24 protein-coding genes are annotated in these 21,982 nt (G+C 67.5%); 9 read left to right on the plus strand and 15 right to left on the minus strand.

Going from position 1 to position 21,982, the window contains the following annotated elements:
- The first annotated feature begins 56 nt into the window (after nt 1-56).
- The 5 genes from GIW57_RS21630 (at nt 57) to GIW57_RS21650 (ending at nt 3,171) form a co-directional block, all read left to right on the plus strand.
- Nucleotides 57-551, plus strand: a complete 495-nt coding sequence (locus tag GIW57_RS21630; protein ID WP_236512832.1) for a TPM domain-containing protein — start codon at nt 57-59, stop codon at nt 549-551.
- A gap of 84 nt (nt 552-635) precedes the next feature.
- Nucleotides 636-1,523 carry a prolipoprotein diacylglyceryl transferase gene (lgt, locus tag GIW57_RS21635; RefSeq protein ID WP_100463020.1) on the plus strand — a complete coding sequence of 296 codons (888 nt, stop codon included), beginning with the start codon at nt 636-638 and terminating at the stop codon, nt 1,521-1,523.
- Entirely contained in the window at nt 1,520-2,314 is a 795-nt protein-coding gene (locus GIW57_RS21640) for a thymidylate synthase (protein WP_236512809.1), read from the plus strand. Before lgt ends, GIW57_RS21640 begins: the two co-directional genes overlap by 4 nt.
- 81 nt (nt 2,315-2,395) lie before the next feature.
- Nucleotides 2,396-2,683, plus strand: coding sequence for a hypothetical protein (locus GIW57_RS21645; RefSeq protein WP_236512811.1), 288 nt, complete (start codon nt 2,396-2,398; stop codon nt 2,681-2,683).
- On the plus strand, nt 2,680-3,171 hold the full coding sequence (locus tag GIW57_RS21650; RefSeq protein ID WP_236512813.1) for a dihydrofolate reductase: 492 nt from the start codon (nt 2,680-2,682) through the stop codon (nt 3,169-3,171). The genes GIW57_RS21645 and GIW57_RS21650 overlap by 4 nt, the downstream gene beginning before the upstream one ends.
- A gap of 76 nt (nt 3,172-3,247) precedes the next feature.
- Here the strand turns inward: GIW57_RS21650 and GIW57_RS21655 are convergent, their stop codons facing one another.
- From GIW57_RS21655 to GIW57_RS21700, 10 genes are all read right to left on the minus strand, one after another.
- Complete coding sequence (locus tag GIW57_RS21655; protein ID WP_236512815.1) at nt 3,248-3,904, minus strand: DUF1287 domain-containing protein; 657 nt, start codon at nt 3,902-3,904, stop codon at nt 3,248-3,250.
- Entirely contained in the window at nt 3,901-4,926 is a 1,026-nt protein-coding gene (locus GIW57_RS21660; RefSeq protein ID WP_180166793.1) for a symmetrical bis(5'-nucleosyl)-tetraphosphatase, read from the minus strand. The genes GIW57_RS21655 and GIW57_RS21660 overlap by 4 nt, the downstream gene beginning before the upstream one ends.
- 15 nt (nt 4,927-4,941) lie before the next feature.
- Entirely contained in the window at nt 4,942-5,325 is a 384-nt protein-coding gene (apaG, locus tag GIW57_RS21665; RefSeq protein WP_025877914.1) for a Co2+/Mg2+ efflux protein ApaG, read from the minus strand.
- Between the two features lie 13 nt (nt 5,326-5,338).
- Nucleotides 5,339-6,142, minus strand: a complete 804-nt coding sequence (rsmA, locus tag GIW57_RS21670; protein ID WP_089238873.1) for a 16S rRNA (adenine(1518)-N(6)/adenine(1519)-N(6))-dimethyltransferase RsmA — start codon at nt 6,140-6,142, stop codon at nt 5,339-5,341.
- Complete coding sequence (gene pdxA / locus GIW57_RS21675; RefSeq protein WP_236512817.1) at nt 6,139-7,119, minus strand: 4-hydroxythreonine-4-phosphate dehydrogenase PdxA; 981 nt, start codon at nt 7,117-7,119, stop codon at nt 6,139-6,141. Before pdxA ends, rsmA begins: the two co-directional genes overlap by 4 nt.
- 3 nt (nt 7,120-7,122) lie before the next feature.
- Complete coding sequence (locus tag GIW57_RS21680) at nt 7,123-8,466, minus strand: peptidylprolyl isomerase (protein ID WP_100463045.1); 1,344 nt, start codon at nt 8,464-8,466, stop codon at nt 7,123-7,125.
- Complete coding sequence (gene lptD / locus GIW57_RS21685; protein ID WP_236512819.1) at nt 8,463-10,964, minus strand: LPS-assembly protein LptD; 2,502 nt, start codon at nt 10,962-10,964, stop codon at nt 8,463-8,465. The genes GIW57_RS21680 and lptD overlap by 4 nt, the downstream gene beginning before the upstream one ends.
- Nucleotides 10,965-11,053: 89 nt before the next feature.
- Complete coding sequence (locus tag GIW57_RS21690) at nt 11,054-11,992, minus strand: histone deacetylase family protein (RefSeq protein ID WP_100551605.1); 939 nt, start codon at nt 11,990-11,992, stop codon at nt 11,054-11,056.
- A 6-nt stretch (nt 11,993-11,998) separates the two neighbouring features.
- Nucleotides 11,999-12,553, minus strand: coding sequence for a cob(I)yrinic acid a,c-diamide adenosyltransferase (locus tag GIW57_RS21695; RefSeq protein ID WP_100463054.1), 555 nt, complete (start codon nt 12,551-12,553; stop codon nt 11,999-12,001).
- A gap of 8 nt (nt 12,554-12,561) precedes the next feature.
- Complete coding sequence (locus GIW57_RS21700) at nt 12,562-13,146, minus strand: hypothetical protein (protein WP_236512821.1); 585 nt, start codon at nt 13,144-13,146, stop codon at nt 12,562-12,564.
- 109 nt (nt 13,147-13,255) lie between these two features.
- Here GIW57_RS21700 and ubiH point away from each other — a divergent pair, with 109 nt between their 5' ends.
- Nucleotides 13,256-14,461 carry a 2-octaprenyl-6-methoxyphenyl hydroxylase gene (ubiH, locus tag GIW57_RS21705; protein WP_236512823.1) on the plus strand — a complete coding sequence of 402 codons (1,206 nt, stop codon included), beginning with the start codon at nt 13,256-13,258 and terminating at the stop codon, nt 14,459-14,461.
- The gene (locus tag GIW57_RS21710; protein ID WP_236512825.1) at nt 14,458-15,639 is read left to right on the plus strand and encodes a UbiH/UbiF family hydroxylase; all 1,182 of its coding nucleotides are present in this window, start codon (nt 14,458-14,460) and stop codon (nt 15,637-15,639) included. The genes ubiH and GIW57_RS21710 overlap by 4 nt, the downstream gene beginning before the upstream one ends.
- Nucleotides 15,640-15,811: 172 nt before the next feature.
- Here the strand turns inward: GIW57_RS21710 and GIW57_RS21715 are convergent, their stop codons facing one another.
- The 5 genes from GIW57_RS21715 to GIW57_RS21735 form a co-directional block, all read right to left on the minus strand.
- Nucleotides 15,812-16,210, minus strand: a complete 399-nt coding sequence (locus tag GIW57_RS21715; protein ID WP_236512827.1) for an EF-hand domain-containing protein — start codon at nt 16,208-16,210, stop codon at nt 15,812-15,814.
- Complete coding sequence (gene rlmM, locus GIW57_RS21720; RefSeq protein WP_236512829.1) at nt 16,210-17,277, minus strand: 23S rRNA (cytidine(2498)-2'-O)-methyltransferase RlmM; 1,068 nt, start codon at nt 17,275-17,277, stop codon at nt 16,210-16,212. Before rlmM ends, GIW57_RS21715 begins: the two co-directional genes overlap by 1 nt.
- Entirely contained in the window at nt 17,261-17,821 is a 561-nt protein-coding gene (locus GIW57_RS21725; RefSeq protein ID WP_059066057.1) for a nucleoside deaminase, read from the minus strand. Before GIW57_RS21725 ends, rlmM begins: the two co-directional genes overlap by 17 nt.
- Nucleotides 17,822-17,917: 96 nt before the next feature.
- On the minus strand, nt 17,918-18,649 hold the full coding sequence (locus GIW57_RS21730; protein WP_180166802.1) for a DUF6348 family protein: 732 nt from the start codon (nt 18,647-18,649) through the stop codon (nt 17,918-17,920).
- A 178-nt stretch (nt 18,650-18,827) separates the two neighbouring features.
- Nucleotides 18,828-20,576 carry a glutamine--tRNA ligase/YqeY domain fusion protein gene (locus GIW57_RS21735; protein WP_236512831.1) on the minus strand — a complete coding sequence of 583 codons (1,749 nt, stop codon included), beginning with the start codon at nt 20,574-20,576 and terminating at the stop codon, nt 18,828-18,830.
- 196 nt (nt 20,577-20,772) lie between these two features.
- On the opposite strand from GIW57_RS21735, the gene GIW57_RS21740 reads away from it, so the two are divergent.
- A complete protein-coding gene (locus tag GIW57_RS21740; RefSeq protein ID WP_100463080.1) occupies nt 20,773-21,036 on the plus strand; it encodes a DUF2007 domain-containing protein in 264 nt (87 codons plus the stop codon).
- Between the two features lie 30 nt (nt 21,037-21,066).
- Nucleotides 21,067-21,732 (plus strand): peptide-methionine (S)-S-oxide reductase MsrA, encoded by a 666-nt coding sequence (msrA, locus tag GIW57_RS21745; RefSeq protein ID WP_089241180.1) that lies wholly within the window; start codon nt 21,067-21,069, stop codon nt 21,730-21,732.
- The last annotated feature ends 250 nt before the right edge of the window (nt 21,733-21,982 follow it).

The following is a 21,982-nucleotide window of genomic DNA, read 5'->3' on the forward strand; positions in this document are numbered from 1 at the left end:
GGCTGGGGCGGTGGTGGTGGCCGTTCCGGCGGCGGCGGCGCGTCGGGGGGCTGGTGATGATCCAGCGTCTCTGCAGGCATCTGTTTTCGCCATCGGTACGCCGGGCGTTTCCGCCGGCCACGCTGCAGGCGATCACCGAGGCGATCGCCGCAGGCGAGCAGCGCCATGGCGGCCAGGTGATGTTCGCGGTCGAGGCCGACCTGCCGCTGCACGCGCTGTGGCACAAGGTCACCCCGCGGCAGGCGGCCGAGCATGCCTTCGCCCGCCTGCGCAGCTGGGATACCGCCCACAACAACGGCGTGCTGATCTACCTGCTGCTGGCCGACCATGCCATCGAGATCGTCGCCGACCGCGGCCTGCAGGGGCGGGTCGCGCCCGAGCAATGGCAGCGGGTCTGCACCCACCTGCGCGAGGGCCTGCGCGGATCGCAGCCGGTGGCGGCGCTGCGCGATGCCATCGATGAGGTTTCCACCCTGCTGGAAGGGCACTTTCCGGCCTCGGCGCGGTCCGATCAGGACGGCCTGCCGGACACGCCGCAGATCCTGGGCTGAAGCCCGGCAATCGCGTGACCGGGGCCGCCGCGAGGCCGCTCCCGGGCGGCGCTAGAATATCGGCATCCCTGCAAGGCGCCCTTCATGATCTATTTCCACGACATCGACCCCATCGCCCTCTCGCTGGGACCGATCAAAGTGCACTGGTACGGCATCATGTACCTGCTCGGCTTCACCGCCGCCTGGCTGCTGGGGCGCAAGCGGATCGCCGACGGGCGCCTGCCGGGCGTCGATGCCAACGGCTTCTCCGACCTGCTGTTCTACGCCATGCTCGGCGTGGTGCTGGGCGGCCGCATCGGCTACATGCTGTTCTACGCGCTGGGTGATTTCCTGCACAACCCGCTGCTGCTGTTCAAGGTGTGGGACGGCGGCATGAGCTTCCACGGTGGCCTGCTGGGCGTGATCGCCGCCTGCTGGTGGTGGTCGCGCAAGCACGCGCTGCACTTCTTCGACACCATGGATTTCATGGCGCCGCTGGTGCCGCTGGGCCTGGGCTTTGGCCGCGTCGGCAACTTCATCGGCGCCGAACTGTGGGGCAAGTACACCGACGGCAGCTGGGGCGTGGTGTTCCCGTCCGGCCTGCCGGCACCGCTGAACCAGCTCGACCACGCCACCCTGCAGTCGCAGTTCGCCAGCGGCGCGCTGAATCAGTTCGCCCGCCATCCGTCGCAGTTGTATGAAGCGGTGCTGGAAGGGCTGGTGATGTTCGTGGTGTTGTGGACGGTGTCGGCCAAGCCGCGCCATCGCTATCTGATTGGCGGCCTGTTCGCGCTGCTGTACGGCATCTTCCGCTTCGCCGTGGAGTTCGTGCGCATGCCCGACAACGGCGTCTATGTGGCGTTCGGCTGGCTGACCAAGGGCCAGATCCTGTGCGTGCCGCTGATCGCCTTCGGCCTGGTGCTGCTGGTGCTGTCGCGCCGGGCGCCGGTGCTGCAGCCGCAGCCGCTGGTGGTGGTGGAGGGCAAGGCATGAAGGCCTACCTGGACCTGCTCTCGCACGTGCTCGAACACGGCGCGGAGAAGAGCGACCGCACCGGCACCGGCACCCGCAGCGTGTTCGGCTGGCAGATGCGCTTCAACCTCAACGACGGCTTTCCGCTGGTCACCACCAAGAAGCTGCACCTGCGCTCGATCATCCACGAGCTGCTGTGGTTCCTGAAGGGCGATACCAACATCGGTTACCTCAAGGACAACCAGGTGCGCATCTGGGACGAGTGGGCCGACGACAACGGCGATCTCGGCCCGGTGTACGGCAAGCAGTGGCGCAGCTGGGCCACGGCCGACGGCGGCAGCATCGACCAGATGCAGTGGCTGGTGGACGAGATCAAGCGCAACCCGGATTCGCGGCGGCTGGTGGTCAGTGCCTGGAACGTCGGCGAGCTCTCGCAGATGGCGCTGATGCCGTGCCACAACCTGTTCCAGTTCTACGTGGTCGACGGCAAGCTCAGCTGCCAGCTGTACCAGCGCAGCGGTGACATCTTCCTCGGCGTGCCGTTCAACATCGCCAGCTACGCGCTGCTGACCCACATGGTGGCGCAGGCCACCGGCCTGGGTGTCGGCGATTTCGTGCATACGCTGGGCGATGCGCACCTGTATTCGAACCACTTCGAGCAGGCCCGCGAGCAGCTGTCGCGTGATACGCGCGCGCTGCCGTCGCTGTGGTTGAACCCGGAGGTGACCGATCTGTTCGGCTTCCAGTTCGACGACATCCGCATCGACGGCTACGATCCGCATCCGGCGATCAAGGCACCGGTGGCGGTGTGATTGACGCTTGGCATGATGCGTATCAGCAGGTGAGACTTGACTGATGCAGATTGTTCCTCGGGTTCACGAAGCGGAGGAACGATGAGCAAACATTCACGGAAATCAAGGGAAAAGCTGGCGGAGGGGTTGATGTCGATGTCCGGGTCTTTGGCTGTTGCATTGACGGTCGGTGTGTTGATTACACCTCTCCTTGCAGTCGCCAATGCTGCAGTTGCGGGAAAGGATGTCGACCTTTGGGTAATGATTACTGGCCTTAAGCCCACGACTGCGGGAATTCTGTTCCTGCTCTATTGCTCAGCGGTTGCAACAGTCCTTGGTGGACGTAGTGCGGCAATGAAAATTTTCAACGAGTTGTACCCCGACAAATGAAACTCTCGATGATCGTTGCGCTGGATCGCAACCGTGGCATCGGCCAGGGCAATGCCATGCCCTGGCACCTGCCGGACGACTTCAAGCACTTCAAGGCGCTGACCCTGGGCAAGCCGATCCTGATGGGGCGCAAGACCGCCGAATCGATCGGCCGCGTGCTGCCGGGGCGGACCAACCTGGTGCTGACCCGCAGCGGCCAGGTGCCGTTCGAGGGCATGCGTGCGGCGGCCTCGCTGGACGAGGCGAAAGCGATTGCAGAAGGTGAGGGTGCCAGCGAGCTGTGCATCATTGGCGGTGGCGAGATCTTCCGCCAGCTGCTGGACCAGGCCAGTGATCTGTACCTGACCTGGGTGGATGCCGAAGTACCGGCCGACACCCACTTCCCCGAGCTGGACCCGGGTGACTGGCAGGAGGTGAGCAGCGAGCCGCATCCCGCTGACGAACGCCATGCCTACGCCTTCCGCTTCGTGCATTACGTGCGACGTTGAGCGCGGAGTCCGGTAGAGCCGAGCCATGCTCGGCTGCTTTTGGCGGGCACAAATCGCAGCCGAGCATGGCTCGGCGCTACAGGATCGTTTGCGGCATCCGGTAATGCCCAATGATCGCGTGCTGGAACAGCAGGTTCTCTTCCCGCGTGCCACGCGCGATGTTGTGCAGCACCAGCGGCGTGCCGTCGGCCAGGCGCCGGTCGGAGACGATGCCCACGTGCAGCAGGCCGTTGCCGTTGAGCTTCCAGGCAACGATGTCGCCGGCCGCGAAGTCGCTGGCGCGCGCACCGATCGGTTGCTGCCAGCCCTGGCGATCGAACCAGCGCATCAGGTTGGGCACGCGCCGATGGTCGATGTTCCGATCCGGTCGCGACAGGCCCCACAGCGCTGGATAGGCGCTGAAATCAGCGCGCATGTCTTCGTTCACGCGGACCTGCAGGTCCAGCCCCTGCGTACGCAGGGCGCGAACCACCACGTCGGTGCATACGCCGCGGTCAGCGGGCACGTCGCCACCGGGGTAGGCCAGCACCTGATAGGCAGGGTCGTAGCGGGTGGTGACGCCGATCTGCGCGCGGGCGGCAGCGACCAGCGGTGGTGAAGGTGTGGGGGCCGATGCAGGGTCGGCGGCCTTGTCGGCGCCGGCGGTCGCTGGCGACGACGTGGGCTGGCAGCCGCTGGCCAGGGCCAGCGTCAGCAGCAGCACCGTCCATGGTGCGCGGTTGCCTGGCGTCATGCCGAAGGAGGCGTGCCGTTGTTGTTGCCGCCACCACCGCCACCGCCACCGCCACCACGGCGGCGGCGCCGACGCGGACCACGGTTGCCGGGGGCGCCGGCCGTTGCAGCGTTGCCGTTGCCCTGGCCGCTGTCCTTGCCTTGCCCTGCCGCGCGCTCATGGGCAGGCCGCGCAGGCGGCCGCGCGTTGGCGACGGGTGCCGGCACATCGCGTCCCGGTACCTGCACCACACGCAGCTCATCGGTGTCGAGCTGGATCGCGGTGAGCTTGCCGCCCCACACTGCACCGGTGTCGATCGCGTGGATGCCCTGGGTGATGGTCAGGCCCAGCGCGGACCAGTGGCCGCAGACCACCTTCAGGTCGCGCTCGACCCGGCCCGGCACTTCGAACCAGGGATACAGCCCTTGTTCCTGGGTGCCCGGTGTGCCCTTGTCCTCGATGCCGATACGGCCGCGCGAGGTGCAGTAACGCATGCGCGTGAGCACGTTGATGATTGCCCGCGAGCGCTCGTAGCCGGTCAGGTTCGGCGCCCAGCTGGGCTTGTCGCCGTACATGTTGCGGAACAGCTTGCGGTAGCCGGCGCCATGCAGCTGCACTTCCACTTCGGCCGCATGCTTCTCGGCCATCTGCGTGGTCCACTTCGGGGCCAGGCCGGCATGCACCATCATCCAGCCAAGCTCACGGTCCACGTGCACCAGCTTCTGCAGGCGCAGCCAGTCCAGCAGCACGTCACGGTCTTCGGCCTGGACGATACGCAGCAGGTCCGGGTTGACCTTGCGCTGTTCCTCTTCGGTGCGCGCACCGACGGCCAGCAGCGAAAGGTCGTGGTTGCCGAGCACCACCACGCTGTGTTCGCGCAGCGAATGCACCAGCCGCAGCGTTTCCAGCGACTGTCCGCCGCGGTTGACCAGGTCGCCGCAGAACCACAGGGTGTCCTGCGCCGGATCGAACCGGATCTTTTCCAGCAGGCGCTGGGTTACGTCATAGCAGCCTTGCAGGTCGCCGATCGCCCATACACTCATCGTTCGGCCTCCGTGTCAGTGCAGGGTGCGCGGGATGGCCAGCACGAAGGGTGCGACCGGCGCGGCGAATTCGGTGCCATCGTCGGCCACCATGTCGTAATGGCCCTGCATCGTGCCGTGCTCGGTGCCGAGCATGACACCTGAGGTGTAATGGAAGTCTTCACCCGGACGCAGTCGCGGCTGTTCGCCGATCACACCATCGCCATCGACATGCTCGACGCGGCCGTTGGCATCGGTGATGCGCCAATGGCGTGCGACCAGGCGCGCGGCAACGCGGCCCTGATTGTGGATGCGGATCGTATAGGCGAACGCATAGCGACCGTCTTCCGGTGCGGATTGGTCGTCGAGGAAGCGCGGCGCGACTTCGACGGAGATGGCGTAAACGTCAGCGTCTTCCATACCAGCAGTGTAATCAGGAGGCATTGGCCAAAGCGATGAATTCAGCCACGTCCAGCTGTTCGGCGCGGGCGTCGGGACGCACGCCGGCGGCCACGAACTGCTCGGCGCTGACCACGTTGTTCAGGGCATTGCGCAGGGTCTTGCGGCGTTGGCCGAAGGCGGCCCTGACCACGTCGGCGAAGCGCTTGTGGTCCTTGATGTTGATGGTGGCCGGGTCGCGCGGTATCAGACGCACCACGGCCGAATCGACCTTCGGCGGCGGCCTGAACGCACCCGGCGGCACCACGAACAGCGAGGTCACCTCGCAGTAGGCCTGCAGCATCACGCTGAGGCGGCCGAACACCTTGCTGCCGGGACCGGCGGCCATGCGATCGACCACTTCCTTCTGCAGCATGAAGTGCATGTCGGAAATCACCGCAGCGTGTTCCAGCGCATGGAACAGGATCGGCGAGGAAATGTTGTAGGGCAGGTTGCCGACCAGGCGGATCGGCTGGCCATCGGCAAGCTCGGTGAAGTCCACCCGCAGCACGTCGCGGTTGACGATGGTCAGTTCACCCAGCGGTTCGGCGGCGGCGGTCAACGGCGCGATCAGGTCGCGGTCGAACTCGATCACCGTCATCTTCGGGTGCACGCGCAGCAGCGGCAGGGTGATCGCACCCTGGCCCGGGCCGATCTCGACCAGGCGGTCGCCGTCCCTGGGATTGACCGCCATCACGATCTTGTCGATGTAGTAGCGGTCGGCAAGGAAGTGCTGGCCGAGCTGCTTCTTGGCCGGGGCGGAAAACACCGGGCCGGAGGGGGAATGCGGGGAAGTCATGTGCTCAGTGTACGTTGCCGCGCCAGCCGCGCACACAGCGTTGTGGCGGCCTGCAGGCTGGAAGGATCGGCAATGCCGCGGCCGGCAAGATCCAGCGCGGTGCCGTGGTCGACCGCGACGCGCGGGTAGGGCAGGCCCAGGGTCAGGTTCACCGCCTGCTCGAAGCCGGAGTACTTCAGCACCGGCAGGCCCTGGTCGTGGTACATGGCCAGCACGGTGTCGAAGCCGGCCAGCTTGGCCGGCAGGAATGCGGTATCGGCCGGCAGCGGACCGATCAGGTCCATGCCCTCGCTGCGCAGGCGCTGCAGCAAGGGGATGACCAGATCCAGCTCCTCGCGACCGAGGTGGCCATCTTCGCCGGCATGCGGGTTCAGGCCAAGTACGGCGATGCGCGGTGCGGCCAGGCCGAACTCGCGGCGCAGCGCGGCATGCACGGTACGCAGGGTGTGTTCCAGGCCGGGGGCGGTGATCGCATCGGCGACCTCGCGCAGCGGCAGGTGGGTCGTGGCCAGGGCAACGCGGACGATGTCGTTGGCCAACATCATCACCACCTTCACCCCGGCCTGGTCGGCCAGCAGTTCGGTGGTGCCGCTGTAGGCGATGCCGCCCTGGTTGATCACTGCCTTGTGCACCGGGCCGGTCACCACGCCGTGCAGTTCACCGGACAGGCAGGCCTGGCCGGCACCCAGCAGGGCAGCGATCACCGCGCCCGCGTTGGCAGGGTCGGTCTGGCCGAAACGGCTGGGGGTGCTGTTGGCGACGGCGCGCAGGCGCAGGTCACCCGGGACGCGGGCATGCGCATCTTCGGGCAGCAGCTGCAGGGGCAGGTTCAGCGCGGCAGCGGCCGCGCGCAGGGTGTCCGGATCGGCAAATGCCAGCAGCCGGCAATCATCGCGCGGCTGCTGGACCAGTCGAACACACATCTCCGGGCCGATCCCGGCGGGCTCGCCCGGTACCAGAGCGAGCTCGGGGAGCATGGCTCAGGACTGCGGCGGCGTGGCGGTATTTTCCGCCCGGTCACCGCTGCGGAAGCTGACGTAGGCTTCGCCACGCAGTTCCTGCAGGAAGCGGTTGTACTCGTCTTCCAGCTTGCGGCGGCCGATGGTCTCGCGGACCTGGGCACGCTGGTTGTCGCTGCCCACGTCGGTCTGACGGGTGCCTACGCGCTGCACGATGTGCCAGCCCGCATCGGTGCGGAACGGCTGGCTCACGCCGCCGTCCTGGATGCCTGCCACCTGCTGGCCGAAGGCCGGGCCGAACGCGTCAGCCGGGAACCAGCCCAGATCGCCGCCCTGGCCCTTGCTGTTGGTGTCCTCGGACGATTCCTTGGCGACCTGCTGGAAGTCGGCACCGCCGGCAATGCGGGCGCGCAGGGTATCGATCTTGGCCTTGGCGGCTGCGTCGGACTGTGCATCGTCGACGCGCACCAGGATGTGGCGGCCGTGGTACTCGGTGACCGTATGGGTGCCTGCCGCCGCGCTGGCGTCACGCACTTCCACCAGCTTCAGCAGCTGGAAGCCGCTCGGGCCGCGGATCGGACCGACCACTTCGCCGGGCTTCATCTGCTGCATGGTCTGCGCGAACGCCGCCGGGATTTCATCCAGGGTGCGCCAGCCAAGGTCGCCGCCTTCCAGTGCATTGGGGCTGTCGGAATAACGCACGGCCGCCGCATTGAAGTCCAGTTCGCCCTTGTCCAGCAGGGCCTTCACGCCGTCGGCCTTCTTCTGGCCGGTGGCGATCTGCTCGGCGCTGGCGCCATCGGGCAGGGCGACCAGGATGTGTGCCAGGTGGAACTGGTTGCCGGCATCGGCCTGCTGCTTCAGGGCAGCATCGACCTCGCCTTCGCTGACGCTGATGCGGCTCTGCGCAAAGCTCTGGCGCAGGCGCTGCACGGTGATCTCGTCACGCACCGAGGCGCGGAAATCGTTGAAATCGATGCCGTCATGGGCCAGGCGCTGACGCAGGGCGTCCAGGGTCGAACCGTTCTGCTGGGCGATGGCATTCATCGCCTGGGTCAGTTCCTGGTCGCCGACATGGATACCGCTGCCCTGTGCACGGGCCACCTGCAGCTTGACCAGCACCAGGCGCTCGAGCACCTGGCGGCTGAGCACATCATCAGGGGGCAGCTGGGCCTCGCGGCCGGCGTACTGCGCCTTGATGTTGGCGATCGCACGCTGGAGCTCGCTCTGCAGGATCACGTCCTCATCGACGACAGCAGCGATGCGGTCCAACGGCTGGGCCTCCTGCGCAAGAACCTGCAGGGGGGCGGACACGCTGGACACCGCCAGGAGCGATGCGAGGAGAACGGGGAAGCTCTTGGTCATGGGATCTGATTCGGATCGTAGTCATCGCGGGTCGCTCCGGTGTTGCTGGGCGGCACGAGATAGAGGTCGTCGCGGTTGTAGCCGAGGATAGCACGGCGCAAAGTGCGGTCCGTGTCCTGGCCGAGGGAGCTCAAGCCCTTGAGCACGAACTCGAGCTGGATGGAGTTGTTCATTTCGCCTTCGCGGTTGCGTACGTAGCGGCGGGCCACGGCGCGCACGGCCAGGCAGCAGCTGTCCCACTGTACGCCACCGATGATCTCCAGCGGTTCCTTGTCCTGCAGCGAGTAGTAATAACGACCCACCAGGCTCCAGCGCTCGTTCAGCGGGTACAGGAACGACAGGTCGGCCTGTTCCAGCAGGGTACGGTCATGCTTGTTGGCATTGGCCGGGGCACCGGAATTGATCCGGTAGCGGTAGCTCAGGTTGACCACGCCATCGTTGGACATCAGGTAGCGGGCACGCACGCTGGCCAGGTCTTCACGCTTGTACTTGGGATCCCACTGGTAGGTGGCGCCCAGCGTCCAGCGGTCGTTGATCATGTAGTTGCCGTCGGCGATCCAGGCCGACTTGCCCTTTTCCACCGGCGCGCCGCCGGGGGTCACGGTCACCCGCGATTCGTCGAAGTACTGGATCTGGCCGATGGAGGCCGAGAAGCGTTCCTTGCCGGTGGTCTGGTCGATGAAGCGGGTGCTCAGCGCCATGGTCAGCTGGTTGGCATCGTTCTGGCGATCGGCGCCGGTATAGCGCGAATCGCGGAACAGCTGGCCCCAGCTGAAGGTGAAGTCGCGGGTATCGAAGATCGGCAGCTCGTCCTGATCGCGGTAGGGCGTACGCAGGTAGAACAGGCGCGGCTCCAGGGTCTGCAGGAACGACTTGCCACCGATCTTTGTCTCACGATCGAAGAACAGACCGGCATCAAGGCTGGCGATCGGCAGGCTGCGGCTGGGCGAGGTATTGCCGCGCAGCTGTTCGGGGGTGGCGGTGGCCGGGTCGATTCCCTGCGAGCGCAGGATCTGGCCGCGGATGCCGTTCACGCCATCAACCAGGCCACGGTCCAGCTGGTAACCGGTATAGCGGTGGGCCAGCGTCGGCGTGACATACCAGGCCGCGCCGCTGATCGGGAACGACACGTAGGGTTTCAGGTCCAGTCGCGAGCCGCCGCTGACACCGACGCCGTCGGTCTGCCGGCTGCCATTGCGGGTGTACTGCAGGTCGGGTCCCGCATCGGCGCCGTACTTGAAGTTGATGTCGTCGTGGGTGAAGCGCACGGCCTCGGCGTAGACACCAGTCTCCAGCCACGGCAGCAGCGGCTTGTCCCAGTTGAAGTACAGGCGCGGCTGGCGGTTGTAGGCCAGCGCACTCTCGTTGAGGGTGTAGTCGGTCAGCTGCCAGCGGTCGGCCATGATGCCGGCCGTCCAGTTCTTGCCGGTGCCGTACAGGCCGACGGTGCTCTGCAGGTTCGACGCGGTGACCCCCACCAGGCGGTTGGCGAAGTCTTCCACGTAGCGCTCGTCGCTGACCCAGGCCAGGTTGGCGCGCGCCTGCCAGTGGTCGTCGAGGTTGTGGTAGCCGCCGAACATCACCCGGCCGCGGTCGCGGTCGCGCAGCTTGTCGTTGGGCATGAACGCGGTCAGCAGTTCGCCGCGGCCGCCTTCGTAGAGGTAGCGGAACTCGTTGTCGAGCATCAGGCCGCGCTGGCTCATGTAACGCGGGGTCAACGTGTCGTCGTAGTTCGGCGCCAGGTTGAAGTAGATCGGCTGTGCGTAATCGAAACCGTTGCGGCCGGACATGCCCAGCTGCGGGAACAGCAGGCCGGTCTTGCGCCGGTCATCGATCGGGAACTTGAAGTAGGGCGCCCACAGGATCGGCACCTTGCCGATCCGCAGCACCGCGTTGCGGGCGGTGCCGAAGCCTTCGTCGTTGTCGACTTCGATTTCCGGCGCCGTCAGCCGCCACACCGGCTGCGACGGGTCGCAGGTGGTGTAGGTGGAGCGGTGCATCTGCCCGACCGCGCCCTGCAGGTCGACCGATTCGGCTTCGCCATTGCCGCGGCGGGACACCAGCTGGTACTGGATGTCGGTGATCTTGTGGGTGTCGCTTTCCTGGTTGCCCTCGGCGCGCTTGGCGACCATCCGGATCGACGCATCCTGGTAACGGACGTTGCCGTCGGCGACATAGTTGCCGCTTTCGGTATCGAAGCTGAGCTTGTCGGTACCCACGAACTGGTCGCCCCGGCGCAGCGCCACGTTGCCCTGGTACTGCGGCACGGTGGTGGTGCCCAGCAACTGGTCGCCCTCGATGTCGGTGGGCTGCTGCTCGCGCGCAGCGCTGGCGGCAGCCTTGTCCTGGCCGGGCACCGGCGTCGGCGCGTCGGTGAACGCAGGGATCACGTCCGTGGCCGGGCAAAGGCCCCAGTTGAGCGGCTTGTCATCAGCCCATGCCGGAAGGCAGACGGCGATGCTCAGGGGCAGGGGAAGCAGGCGGAGGGCTCGGCGCACGCGGTTCGGATTCGGGCGAAAACGGACGGTAGCTTGCCCCATCCCTTGCATAGGGGCAATGAAGGCCTCCCCGGATTGCCGGTTCGGGTTCATCCAGGCCCGTTGCCGGAAGGCGTCGCCATCAGTGCCTGCAGATGGGCCACGCTGCACTCGGCCAGGGCCTGCAGGTCGTATCCGCCCTCCAGCATCGACACCACCCGGCCGGCGGCATGGCGGCGTGCCAGTGCGTGCAGTTCGCGGGTGATCCAGGCGAAATCGTCGGTCTCCAGCATCAGGTCGGCCTGCGGATCGCGCAGGTGGGCATCGAAGCCTGCCGAGATCAGCAGCAGCTGGGGGCGGAAGTCGTCGATCGCCGGCAGCATCTCGTCGGCCCAGACGTTGCGGAAGCGGAAGCCACCACTGCCCGGTGGCAGCAGGATGTTCATCAGGTTGCCGGCGCCGCGGTCACGGCGCAGGCCGGATTCGGGGAACAGTCCGGCCTGGTGGGTGCTGTAGTAGGACACCCGGGCGTCGTGCTGGAAGATGTCCTGGGTGCCGTTGCCGTGGTGGACATCGAAGTCGACCACCGCGATCCGTTCCAGACCGTGGCGGTCGCGGGCGTAGGCGGCGGCGATGGCGATGTTGTTGAGCAGGCAGAAGCCCATCGCGGTGCTGCTGGTGGCATGGTGGCCGGGCGGGCGCACCGCGCAGAAGGCCAGCGGATCCTCACCCAGCATCACCGCATCGACGGCCGCGACACCTGCACCGGCGGCATGCACCGCGGCACTGGCCGAGCCCGGCGAGGTCCAGGTGTCCATGTCCAGCTGGCGCAGCGGCGCGGTCTGCGGTTGCAGCACCAGATCCAGCAGCGCGCTGTCGTGGACCCGGGTCAGTTCACCGAACTTGGCCGGCGGCGCTTCGCGCCACTCCAGTTGGCCGGGGAAGGCCTCATGCAGCGCGTCGAGCACCACCTGCAGGCGTTGCGGGCATTCAGGATGGCCAGGGCCGGGATCGTGCAGCAGGCAGGCGGGATGGGTGAAGACCAGCATGGCGGCTCAGCGCTGGCGATGCTGTGGCTGCCACAGCGCTTCGCCGTGGCCATCGGCCCGTGCCAGCACCCGTGCCAGCACGAACAGCAGGTCTGACAACCGGTTGAGGTACTGCAGCGCTTCGCTGCGTACCGGTTCAACACGGGCCAGGGCCACCGTGTCGCGCTCGGCGCGGCGGACGACAGTGCGCGCCAGGTGGCAGCGCGCGGCGGCCTCGCCACCGGCCGGCAGGATGAACTCCTTCAGCATCGGCAGGTCGGCGTTGTAGTGGTCCAGCTGCTGTTCCAGGGCCGATACGTCGGCGGCGTGGATCGCGGCATGGCCGGGAACGCACAGTTCAGCGCCCAGATCGAACAGCTGGTGCTGCAGGTGCACGACCAGCGTGCGGACGTCCTCCGGCAGCGGCACGGCCAGCAACAGGCCGAGCGTGGCATTGGCTTCGTCGACGGTGCCATAGGATGCAACACGCAGATCATCCTTGCCGACCCGGCTGCCGTCACCCAGGCCGGTGCTGCCGTCGTCGCCGGTGCGGGTGTAGATGCGCGAGAGGCGATGACCCATGGCGCGGCTCAGTGGTGGATGTCGCGGCGGGCCTGCAGGAGCTTGAGCACCTGCTCCACGGCCAGCTGCAGTGCGGCGGCCAGGGCCACGTAGATCGCGGTGGTGCGCAGGTAGGGACCGAACCACTGTGCGTAGTTCTGCGCCCAGCCGGCCACCGTCGGCTCGGCCACGTTCTGGCTGGTCCAGTAGAAGCCGCCCTGTGCCAGCAGATGGCACAGCGCCACCGACACCACCAGCAGCAACGCACCCTTGCCCAGCACCGACCACTGCGCGCTGCGGTAGTTGCGGCCCAGCAGCATGCCGCCGGCCCACATGGCGAAGTATGCCGGCAACAGCAGCCAGTAGCCCGGCGACACGCAGTAGTGCTGCCAGAAATCGAGGCCGCTGCTGCGGATCACGATCCAGTCGACCAGCACCGCGAACACCATCAGCAGCGGGAACGCCCAGCGGGTCCAGCGGGCGAGGTAGAAGCCGCCGATGAAGAACACGGCCCAGGAGGCGTCCGGGATTGCCGCGAAGTGATTGACGCGGGTCGCCGCCATCAACAGCACGAGCACTGACAGGACGAAGGCGCGGGGTGCGGAGTCGGACATGGCGGTGGGGGCCGGAGCGGATTCAGGTTTCATTCTAGCCCGGCGCGACGCTTGGCGCAGGCGGGGCCGTGCCGGGCATGCAGGCGCGGCGAGCGCGTATCATGCGCCCATGAGTGAACGACATGACGTGCTGATCGTCGGTGGCGGTCTGGTGGGTGCCAGCCTGGCCATCGCCCTGGACCGGCTGGGCCGCGACGTGGGCCTGCTCGAAGCCAGCCCGGCCGGCGAACTGCCAGCGGTGTTCGACCAGCGCAACCTCAGTTTTGCCGCAGCCACCATCAATGCGCTGACCGCGCTGGGGGTCATGCAGAAGCTGTCGATGGCGCCCGGCCCGATCCGCCGCATCCATGTCAGCCGCGCCGGTGATTTTGGCCGCGTGCAGCTCGCTGCAGCAGATTACGACCGGCCGTGGTTCGGCCAGGTGGTGGTCGCGCGTGATTTCGGCCAGGCGCTGGAAAGCCGGCTGCAGGAGCTGCCACGACTGCGCCGCTACCGTCCGATGCGTTTCCTCGGTCTGGGTGATGTGATTGATGGTTGCCGCCAGGTGCGGGTGGCCGATGACAGCGGCGAGCGCGTGCTGCTGGCGCGGCTGGTGGTCGGTGCCGACGGCACCAGCAGCGGCGTGCGCGATGCATTGGGCATCGAAGTTGATCGCCACGATTTCCAGCAGACGCTGTTCGTGGCCCGCGTGCGCAGCCAGCGTGCGCCCGATGGCACCGCGTGGGAGCGCTTCACCGATACCGGGCCGACGGCATTGCTGCCGCGTGGCGACCGCCATTTCGGCACCGTGCACGGCGTTGCCCGTGACCAGGCCGAGGCGGTGATGGCACTGGACGACAGCGCGTGGCTGCAGCGCCTGCAGCAGGCCATCGGCTGGCGTGCGGGTCGCCTGCTCGACTCCGGTCCGCGCAGCGCCTATCCGCTGATCCAGGTACTGGCGCGCGCGCTGGTTGGGGAGCGCACGGTGCTGCTTGGCAATGCCGCGCAGACCATCCACCCGCTGGGTGCACAGGGCTTCAACCTCGGCCTGCGCGATGCGTTGACGTTGGCCGAGCTGCTGGAAGTGGAGGGCGACGCCGGCAGTGATGCGCTGCTGCGGTCCTACGTAGCCCGCCGCGAGGAGGATCGACGACAGACGGTGGCGTTCTCCGGCGGTCTGGCCCGCCTGACCAGCAATCCGGCGCCGCTGCTGCGCCCCCTGCGCAGCCTGGGCCTGGTGGCTGCACAGCGCGCCTCGGTGCAGTCGATGCTGGTCGGCGGTGCGATGGGCTTCCGTGGCGACGTGCCGCGTCTGTGCCGTGGAGAAGCCGCATGAACCGCCGCGCACGCCTGGACGTGGCCATTGTGGGCGGCGGCGTGGTCGGTGCTGCCTGTGCGCTGGCCCTGGCCGACGCTGGTCTTGCAGTGGCATTGGTGGAAGGTCGTGAACCTGCACCATGGCAGGCTGCACAGCCGGACCTGCGGGTGTTCGCCTTCGCTGCCGACAACGTGCAGTTGCTGCAGCGACTCGGCGTGTGGCCGATGATCGCGCAGGCGCGCGCCTGGCCATACCGGCGCATGCAGGTGTGGGACGCCGCCGGTGGCGACGACCTGCTGTTCGACGCGGACCGCTTCGGCCGTCGCGAACTGGGTTTCATCGTCGAGAACGGCTTGCTGCAGGATCGCCTGTGGGCGGCGCTGCCGGCCGCCGGCGTGGAGCTGCATTGCCCGGCCCGCGTGGAAGCGCTCGAACAGGACGAGCACGGTGTGCGCCTGCGCCTGGATGATGGCCGTCGCATCGAAGCCGCGCTGGCCGTGGCCGCCGACGGTGCGGAATCGACCCTGCGCGGACTGGCCGGGATCGAGGTCGAGCGCCACGATTACCAGCAGCGCGGCGTGGTCGCCTATGTGGACAGCGAGCTGCCCAACCAGGCCACGGCCTGGCAGCGTTTCCTGCCGACCGGTCCGCTGGCGTTGTTGCCGGTGGCCGAGCGTCGCAGCTCCATCGTCTGGACGTTGCCCGACGACGAGGCGGCACGCGTACTGGCCCTGGACGAAGACGCATTCAATCGTGAGCTGACCCGCGCCTTCGCCGCGCGCCTGGGCGAACTGCGGCTGGCCTCGCCGCGTGCGGCGTTCCCGTTGCGCCGGCAGTTGGCCCGCCACTACGTGGCCGGTCGCGTGTTGGCGCTGGGCGATGCTGCCCACGTGGTGCATCCGCTGGCCGGACAGGGCGTCAACCTCGGCCTGCGCGACGTCGCCGCCCTGCAGCACTGGCTGGCGCCATCGGCCGAACGGCGTGGGCAACCCCGGTTGTCGCCGCAGCGCGTGCAGCGCTGGGCGCGTGAGCGTCGCAGCGACAACCAGGTCGCCGCCTACAGCTTCGACGCGATCAACGGGCTGTTCTCCAACGATGAAATGCACCTGACCCTGGCGCGTGGCCGCGCGCTGGGCTGCGTCGGCAAGTGGCCGCCGCTGGTGCAGGCCTTCTGGAAGCGCGCCGCAGGGGTGTGACCGTTGGGTGCCAACCAAGGTTGGCAACTACCAACCACGGGTGATGCGGGCCCGCGCCGAATCGCTTCTGGTAGACGCCAACCTTGGTTGGCGCGCGTGCCCCGGATCATCCGCCGGCGCTACCGCCGTCGGTAGATCCACGCCATGCGCGGATACCGTTACCGCAGCGGCCTCAATCCACCAGCCAACCGGCCAGATCGGCGCGGTCCAGCGTGCCGCGGCGCTTCACGTCCAATGCGTTGAACTCGTCGGCAAGCGCCGGGTTCGCCTGCGCCTCCTCACGGCTGATGAAGCCATCACCGTCCACGTCCAGCTCGGCGAAATGGATGCGGTACTGGCCGACCACGCTGGCCGGCGCCAGCGAACGCACCGTTACCGGGGTTTCGCCCAGCGGTACCACGATGTCGACGCTGCCGGTCACACGACCAGCCGACAGTGACTGCTGGCGGACCACGCCACTGTCATCGCGCAACGGAGCACTCTGCGCCGGCTGCGGGCGCACCGGCTGTGCCAGTGCCGGCGATGCCAGCAACGCGGTACACAGCAGCAGGAAGATGCGCGGGGCGTTCATCAGCGCAACGGCGACGCCAGCACCGTGATTTCCTCACGGTCGTGGTACAGCTGCTTGGCACGTACCACCAGCGGCTTGCCGGCCTGGTCCTGGAACAGGTCCAGGCACAGGCGCGTCTCGTCCCAGCGCTTCTTCATCGGCAGCTTCAGGTTGAAGATCGCGTGCCTGCACCAGCCCTCGCGGAACCAGGTGGCCATGCGTTCGGCGACGCGACGCGGCTGCTCGACCATGTCGCAGACCATCCAGTCCAGCGACTGTTCCGGGTGCCAATGGAAGCCATCGGCACGCAGGTGCTCGACCAGGCCGGTGTCCAGTACGTGCTGGCGCAGCGGGCCGTTGTCGATGCTCAGCACATGCACGTGCTGGCGGGTCAGCACCCAGGTCCAGCCGCCCGGTGCCGCGCCGAGGTCGGCCGCGCGCATGCCCGGGCGAACCAGCGCTTCGCGTTCTTCCGGGGCAAGCAGGGTCAGCAGTGCCTCGTCCAGCTTCAACGCCGAGCGCGAGGGTGCGTCGGGCAACAGCTTCAGGCGCGGAATGCCCAATGCCCAGGGGGCACTGTCGTCCGGGTTGGCCACGCAGATGAAAGCGTGGGTGCCATCGACGAACACCACGTGCAGGCGCGGCAGGCGTGCGTTGGGTTTGTCGCTGAGTTTGCCGGCCTTGCGCAGCGCCGGGCGCAGGGCATTACCGAATGCACGCGCCAGTCCGGACAGCGGTTTGCCGGCATCCGAATCGGGATGCTCCACCCACAGATCACCAAAGCGCGGCGCTTCGGCCAGCACCTCCAGCATCGGCGTGATGCGGTCGGCCGGGTCCAGCTGCGGCAGCTCGGCCAGCACCACCAGCTTCTGGCGGGCGAAGATCAGCTCGCGCCACGGCAGTCGCGGTGCAAGCGCCGCGGCTTCATCGCACATGAAGAGCACGTAGCCATCATTGCGCTGGGTACGGGCGTAACCGGCAAAACCGGCAGCACCTGCGCGGAACTGCAGTTCGCCGGCCAGCTCGGGCTCGAAGCCCTGCCGGCACAGGCACAGCAGGCCGATGCCGGTCTCAGTAACGGGCGCCATCGCTTTCCCCATAGGCACGCAGCACGCTGCGCGCCGCATCGCGGTTCAGACCCTGCACCACGTCGATGCCGCGCTTGTTGAGTTCGCCCACCCAGTCGGCCGGCAGCGGGCCTTCATCGAACGGGGTCAGTTCTTCCACGTCGGCCGAACTGGCGCCGATCAGCAGGCGGTCGATGCCGGCCCACACGGTGGCGCCGTAGCACTGGCAGCACGGCTGCGAGCTGGTGGCCAGGGTGATCGGCGACAGCACCGCGTTCAGGCGCGGGGTCTGCAGGCGCTGCTGGGCCAGCATGTAGGCCATGTTCTCGGCGTGCGCCAGCGAGGTCGAGTGCGGCATCACCCGGTTCACGCCGGCGGCGATCACCTTGTCATCCGGCCCGAACACCACGGCGCCGAACGGGCCGCCACTGGCGTGGTCGACGTTCAACCGCGACAGCTCGATCGCCAGCGCGACCTTGGCCTCGTCGCCCGGATATCGACGATCCAGGTCGATCTGGTCGTGGATCCAGGCGGGAAGGGTCAGGTGGACTTGCGCGTACAGCATCGCGGGGGTGCCTCGTTGGGAGTGAAAGGAACAGGTGCAGCAGATGTCGGCGCGCAGTGTAGCGGCAGTGGCATGTACCGGGCGTGCGCGCTGGATTCAGGCCGGTGACGGTGAGCCGGTGCGGATCACCACGTACTGTTTGCGGAACTCCAGCCCCGCCTGCGGCCAGCGCGCGGCGTAGGCGCGCAGCAGCGGCAGGGCAGGGGCGAAGTCATGGCCGTTGACCCGGCAGTCCGCTTCGCACTGGCCCTGCTCGTCGCGCGACGCAAACAGGCGGATGGCCAGGAAGTGGCGGGCCTTCAGCAGGTCGTCGAAGGCGTCGATGCTCTTGGTGAACAGGCAACAGGGGCAGGAGCCGTGGTCATCCTCGCTGCACGCGGCAGCGTCGTCCAGTTCGCGGGCGCGGTAATGGGCCAGCGGCCCCAGCACCACGGTGCGCTCGTGTTCTTCGCCTTCGTCGCCGGTCGGGTAGGTCAGGCCCATCATCGGCAGATCCGGCGCGTCTTCGGCACCGACGGCGGCCTGCAGGGTCGCCAGATCCACCCGCACCCAGGTGTCGAAGCCGGACAGCAACGACTCCTGTTCGGTCGCGCCATTGGCGTGCTGGTATTCGAACAGGCCATCGGCGAACAGGCCGGCGTGACGGGTCTCGATGACGGTGGAGGTCTGCCAGCCGCCGTTGTCGCGTTCGTTGCTGGAGACGCTGTGCGGCGTCAGCTGCAGGCCGCTGTCGAGCCGCAGGTCGTCACCGTCGACGGTGCAGGCGATGTCACGGCCCAGCAGGACCTGTTGCAGCAGCGGCAGAAGTGCACTCGGTGCAGCGGACATGGCAGGGCCTGACAGGGACGAGGAGGGGATGATGCAGGCAGCGGTTGCGCGGTGGCATCACGTGCCTGCGCTCGCGCAGCAAGGCCCGCCGCTACCGAAGGTCGGCTACGCAGGCTTCAGCAGAGGATGAGGCAGGTGCAGGATGACGCGGGCGCCTTCGCGGCGCCCGCGCAGGTGCTCAGGCCGACCAGGTGTCGCGCAGGGTCACGCTGCGGTTGAACACCGGCTTGGCTTCGGTGTGGTCGCGGCGGTCGGCAACGAAGTAGCCGGTGCGCTCGAACTGGAACGACTGTTCCGGCGCAGCGCTGGCAGCAGCCGGCTCGACATAGCCGGTGACGGTGCGGCGCGATTCCGGATTGAGATAGTCGCGGTAGGTCTTGCCTTCAGATTCGTCGTCCGGGTTCGACACCGAGAACAGGCGGTCGTACAGGCGGATCTCGGCCGGCACGCCATGCACGGCGCTGACCCAGTGGATGGTGCCCTTGACCTTGCGGTTGGCGCCTTCCATGCCCGGGCGCGATTCCGGATCCAGCCAGCCGCGCAGCTCGGTGATGGTGCCGTCGGCATCCTTGATCACTTCGTCGCAGCGGATGATGCCGGCGCCGCGCAGGCGCACTTCGCCACCGGGAACCAGGCGCTTCCAGCCCTTCGGCGGCACTTCGGCGAAGTCCTCGCGATCGATCCATACCTCACGTGCAAACGGCACGTCGCGGGTACCGAAGCTTTCGTCCTTCGGGTGGTTGCTGAAGGTCAGCTGCTCTTCGTGGCCTTCGGCCAGGTTGGTCAGCACCAGCTTGACCGGGTCGACCACGGCCATGCGACGCGGCGCGGCGCTGTCCAGGTCTTCGCGCAGCGCGCCTTCCAGCACGCTGAAATCGATCATCGAATTCTGCTTGCTGATGCCCACGCGCTCGGCGAACAGGCGCATCGCCGCCGGCGTGTAGCCACGGCGACGCAGGCCCTGCAGGGTCGGCATGCGCGGGTCTTCCCAGCCGTCCACCAGCTGTTCGGTGACCAGCGCCATCAGCTTGCGCTTGCTCATCACCGTGTAGTTGATGTTCAAGCGCGAGAACTCGATCTGGCGCGGCTTTGCCGCTTCGCGCGGCAGGCCGGCGTCGACCAGCGGCTGGGTCAGCGCGTCATCGTGGGCGAAGTCGACGTTGTCCACGCACCAGTCGTACAGCGGGCGATGGTCTTCGAATTCCAGCGTGCACAGCGAGTGGGTGATGCCCTCGATCGAATCGCCCAGTGCATGGGCGAAGTCGTACATCGGGTAGATCGGCCACGCGTTGCCGGTGTTCTGGTGCTCGACGTGCTTGATGCGGTACAGCGCCGGATCGCGCAGGTTGATGTTGCCGCTGGCCATGTCGATCTTGGCGCGCACGGTGCGCGCGCCATCGGGGAACTCACCGGCACGCATGCGGCGGAACAGGTCGAGGTTTTCCTCGACGCTGCGGTCGCGGTACGGCGAGGGACGACCCGGTTCGGTCAGGGTGCCGCGGTAGGCGCGCACTTCCTCGGCCGACAGGTCGCACACATAGGCCTTGCCGTCGGCGATCAGCTTCTCGGCGGCCAGGTAATAGGTCTGGAAGTAGTCCGAGGCGTGGCGCAGCTCGTTCCATTCAAAGCCCAGCCAGCGCACGTCGTCCTGGATCGCGGCCACGTACTCCGGGTCTTCCTTGGCCGGGTTGGTGTCGTCGAAACGCAGGTTGCAGACGCCGCTGAACTCACCGGCGATGCCGAAGTTCAGGCAGATCGACTTGGCGTGGCCAATGTGCAGGTAACCGTTGGGTTCCGGCGGGAAGCGGGTCTTGATCGCCTGGTGCTTTCCGCTGGCCAGGTCCTCGCGCACGATCTGGCGGATGAAATCGCGCTTCTCGTGGCTGTCGGCGGGGGTCTCGGGGCTGGCGGGGGTGTGCTCTGACATGAGTCGGCGAAAGTGAGGCAGAAAGATTGCCAGTCTAACGCTTACCGGGAAGGGCTGCCCGGGTTGCCGCTACGCTCGCCGGGCATGGCCCGGCGCTTCCATCCCGCACCGGTAGCGCCGGGCCATGCCCGGCGAGCGCAGCGGCACCATTCAGCCCCCCGGCGTATGCTGGAATCCTGTCCCACGGAGCCGCCCCATGCACATCGTGTACAAGGCCGACAATCTGTTCGACGCCCACCTGGTCAAGCACGCGCTGGAAGACGCCGGCATCCCGGCCTTCGTGTTCGGTGAGTCGCTGCTGGGTGGCATGGGTGAGCTGCCGCTGTTCGGCGTGCTGCGGGTCGGTATTCCCGACGCCGCGCGCCCGCAGGCCGAGGAGATCGTCGCCGCGCTGGACTTGGGCCACGCCCCCGGCGACCCCATTTCAGATGCCGACGACATTGCCGGCCTTCCGGCGTAGGAGCGCATCATGTTGGGAATCGGACAGGGCATCCTCGGCATCGGGGCCTTCAAGCAGCGCCTGCCGCGCCCGGAAGAGGCATTGCCGGGCCGCGAGCAGCCGCTGCCGCTGCACAGCAACCAGCACTTCGTGAACAGCCATCCGCTGAAGGACCGGTTCGCCGGCCTGCAGCAGATCCGCTTCGCGCTGGGCTGCTTCTGGGGCGCCGAGCGCAAATTCTGGAGCGAGCCGGGCGTGTACAGCACCTCGGTGGGCTATGCCGGTGGCATCACCCCGAACCCCACCTATGAAGAGGTCTGTTCAGGCCTGACCGGCCACACCGAGGTGGTGCAGGTGGTGTTCGACCCGGCGGTGGTGAGCCTGGAGCGGCTGCTGCAGCTGTTCTGGGAGAGCCACGACCCGACCCAGGGCATGCGCCAGGGCAACGACACCGGCACCCAGTACCGTTCGGCGATCCACGCCACCGACGAGGCGCAGTACGCGGCGGCGCTGGCCAGCCGCGAGGCCTACCAGGCGCAGCTGGCTGCGGCAGGCTATGGCCCGATCACCACCGAGATCGTGTACCCGGCGCCGGAGTACTACTACGCCGAGGACTACCACCAGCAGTACCTGGCGAAGAATCCGAACGGTTACTGCGGCATCGGCGGCACCGGCGTGAGCTGCCCGATCGGGTTGGATGTGGAGGTGCCGCGCTGACGCGCGGTGGTCCGCCTGCGGCGGGCAGAAGCTGAAAGCAACGGCCAAAGCCAAAGCGGCTCTGGGTTGCTGTGGGTTTGGCGGGACGGGTACAGATGGCGGGACACGCCGTAAACCCATCCTTGAAGTGACCCCCGGGAGTTGGACGCCAGATCCAACCCCGAGGGATACATGAACAGGTACGAAGCTCGATTCAAACTGCAGGTCGCCAAAGAAGCCTGCAAGACCTCCACGTCGGTCAAAGCCATCG

The organism is Stenotrophomonas sp. PA-6-5C, from assembly GCF_021605635.1.
Classification (GTDB): domain Bacteria; phylum Pseudomonadota; class Gammaproteobacteria; order Xanthomonadales; family Xanthomonadaceae; genus Stenotrophomonas; species Stenotrophomonas lactitubi.

Bases quoted from the DNA above. Each gene is read 5' to 3' on its own strand.
- GIW57_RS21690 (WP_100551605.1), bottom strand. From the start codon at position 11,992: ATGCTGGTCTTCACCCATCCCGCCTGCCTGCTGCACGATCCCGGCCCT.
- apaG (WP_025877914.1), bottom strand. From the start codon at position 5,325: ATGGAAGACGCTGACGTTTACGCCATCTCCGTCGAAGTCGCGCCGCGC.
- rsmA (WP_089238873.1), bottom strand. From the start codon at position 6,142: ATGACTTCCCCGCATTCCCCCTCCGGCCCGGTGTTTTCCGCCCCGGCC.
- GIW57_RS21740 (WP_100463080.1), top strand. From the start codon at position 20,773: ATGCACATCGTGTACAAGGCCGACAATCTGTTCGACGCCCACCTGGTC.
- rlmM (WP_236512829.1), bottom strand. From the start codon at position 17,277: ATGGCGCCCGTTACTGAGACCGGCATCGGCCTGCTGTGCCTGTGCCGG.
- GIW57_RS21655 (WP_236512815.1), bottom strand. From the start codon at position 3,904: ATGACGCCAGGCAACCGCGCACCATGGACGGTGCTGCTGCTGACGCTG.
- lgt (WP_100463020.1), top strand. From the start codon at position 636: ATGATCTATTTCCACGACATCGACCCCATCGCCCTCTCGCTGGGACCG.
- GIW57_RS21735 (WP_236512831.1), bottom strand. From the start codon at position 20,576: ATGTCAGAGCACACCCCCGCCAGCCCCGAGACCCCCGCCGACAGCCAC.
- GIW57_RS21680 (WP_100463045.1), bottom strand. From the start codon at position 8,466: ATGACCAAGAGCTTCCCCGTTCTCCTCGCATCGCTCCTGGCGGTGTCC.
- GIW57_RS21660 (WP_180166793.1), bottom strand. From the start codon at position 4,926: ATGAGTGTATGGGCGATCGGCGACCTGCAAGGCTGCTATGACGTAACC.
- GIW57_RS21700 (WP_236512821.1), bottom strand. From the start codon at position 13,146: ATGTCCGACTCCGCACCCCGCGCCTTCGTCCTGTCAGTGCTCGTGCTG.
- ubiH (WP_236512823.1), top strand. From the start codon at position 13,256: ATGAGTGAACGACATGACGTGCTGATCGTCGGTGGCGGTCTGGTGGGT.
- GIW57_RS21645 (WP_236512811.1), top strand. From the start codon at position 2,396: ATGAGCAAACATTCACGGAAATCAAGGGAAAAGCTGGCGGAGGGGTTG.
- GIW57_RS21715 (WP_236512827.1), bottom strand. From the start codon at position 16,210: ATGAACGCCCCGCGCATCTTCCTGCTGCTGTGTACCGCGTTGCTGGCA.
- GIW57_RS21650 (WP_236512813.1), top strand. From the start codon at position 2,680: ATGAAACTCTCGATGATCGTTGCGCTGGATCGCAACCGTGGCATCGGC.
- GIW57_RS21710 (WP_236512825.1), top strand. From the start codon at position 14,458: ATGAACCGCCGCGCACGCCTGGACGTGGCCATTGTGGGCGGCGGCGTG.
- GIW57_RS21695 (WP_100463054.1), bottom strand. From the start codon at position 12,553: ATGGGTCATCGCCTCTCGCGCATCTACACCCGCACCGGCGACGACGGC.
- GIW57_RS21730 (WP_180166802.1), bottom strand. From the start codon at position 18,649: ATGTCCGCTGCACCGAGTGCACTTCTGCCGCTGCTGCAACAGGTCCTG.
- GIW57_RS21640 (WP_236512809.1), top strand. From the start codon at position 1,520: ATGAAGGCCTACCTGGACCTGCTCTCGCACGTGCTCGAACACGGCGCG.
- pdxA (WP_236512817.1), bottom strand. From the start codon at position 7,119: ATGCTCCCCGAGCTCGCTCTGGTACCGGGCGAGCCCGCCGGGATCGGC.
- GIW57_RS21725 (WP_059066057.1), bottom strand. From the start codon at position 17,821: ATGCTGTACGCGCAAGTCCACCTGACCCTTCCCGCCTGGATCCACGAC.
- GIW57_RS21630 (WP_236512832.1), top strand. From the start codon at position 57: ATGATCCAGCGTCTCTGCAGGCATCTGTTTTCGCCATCGGTACGCCGG.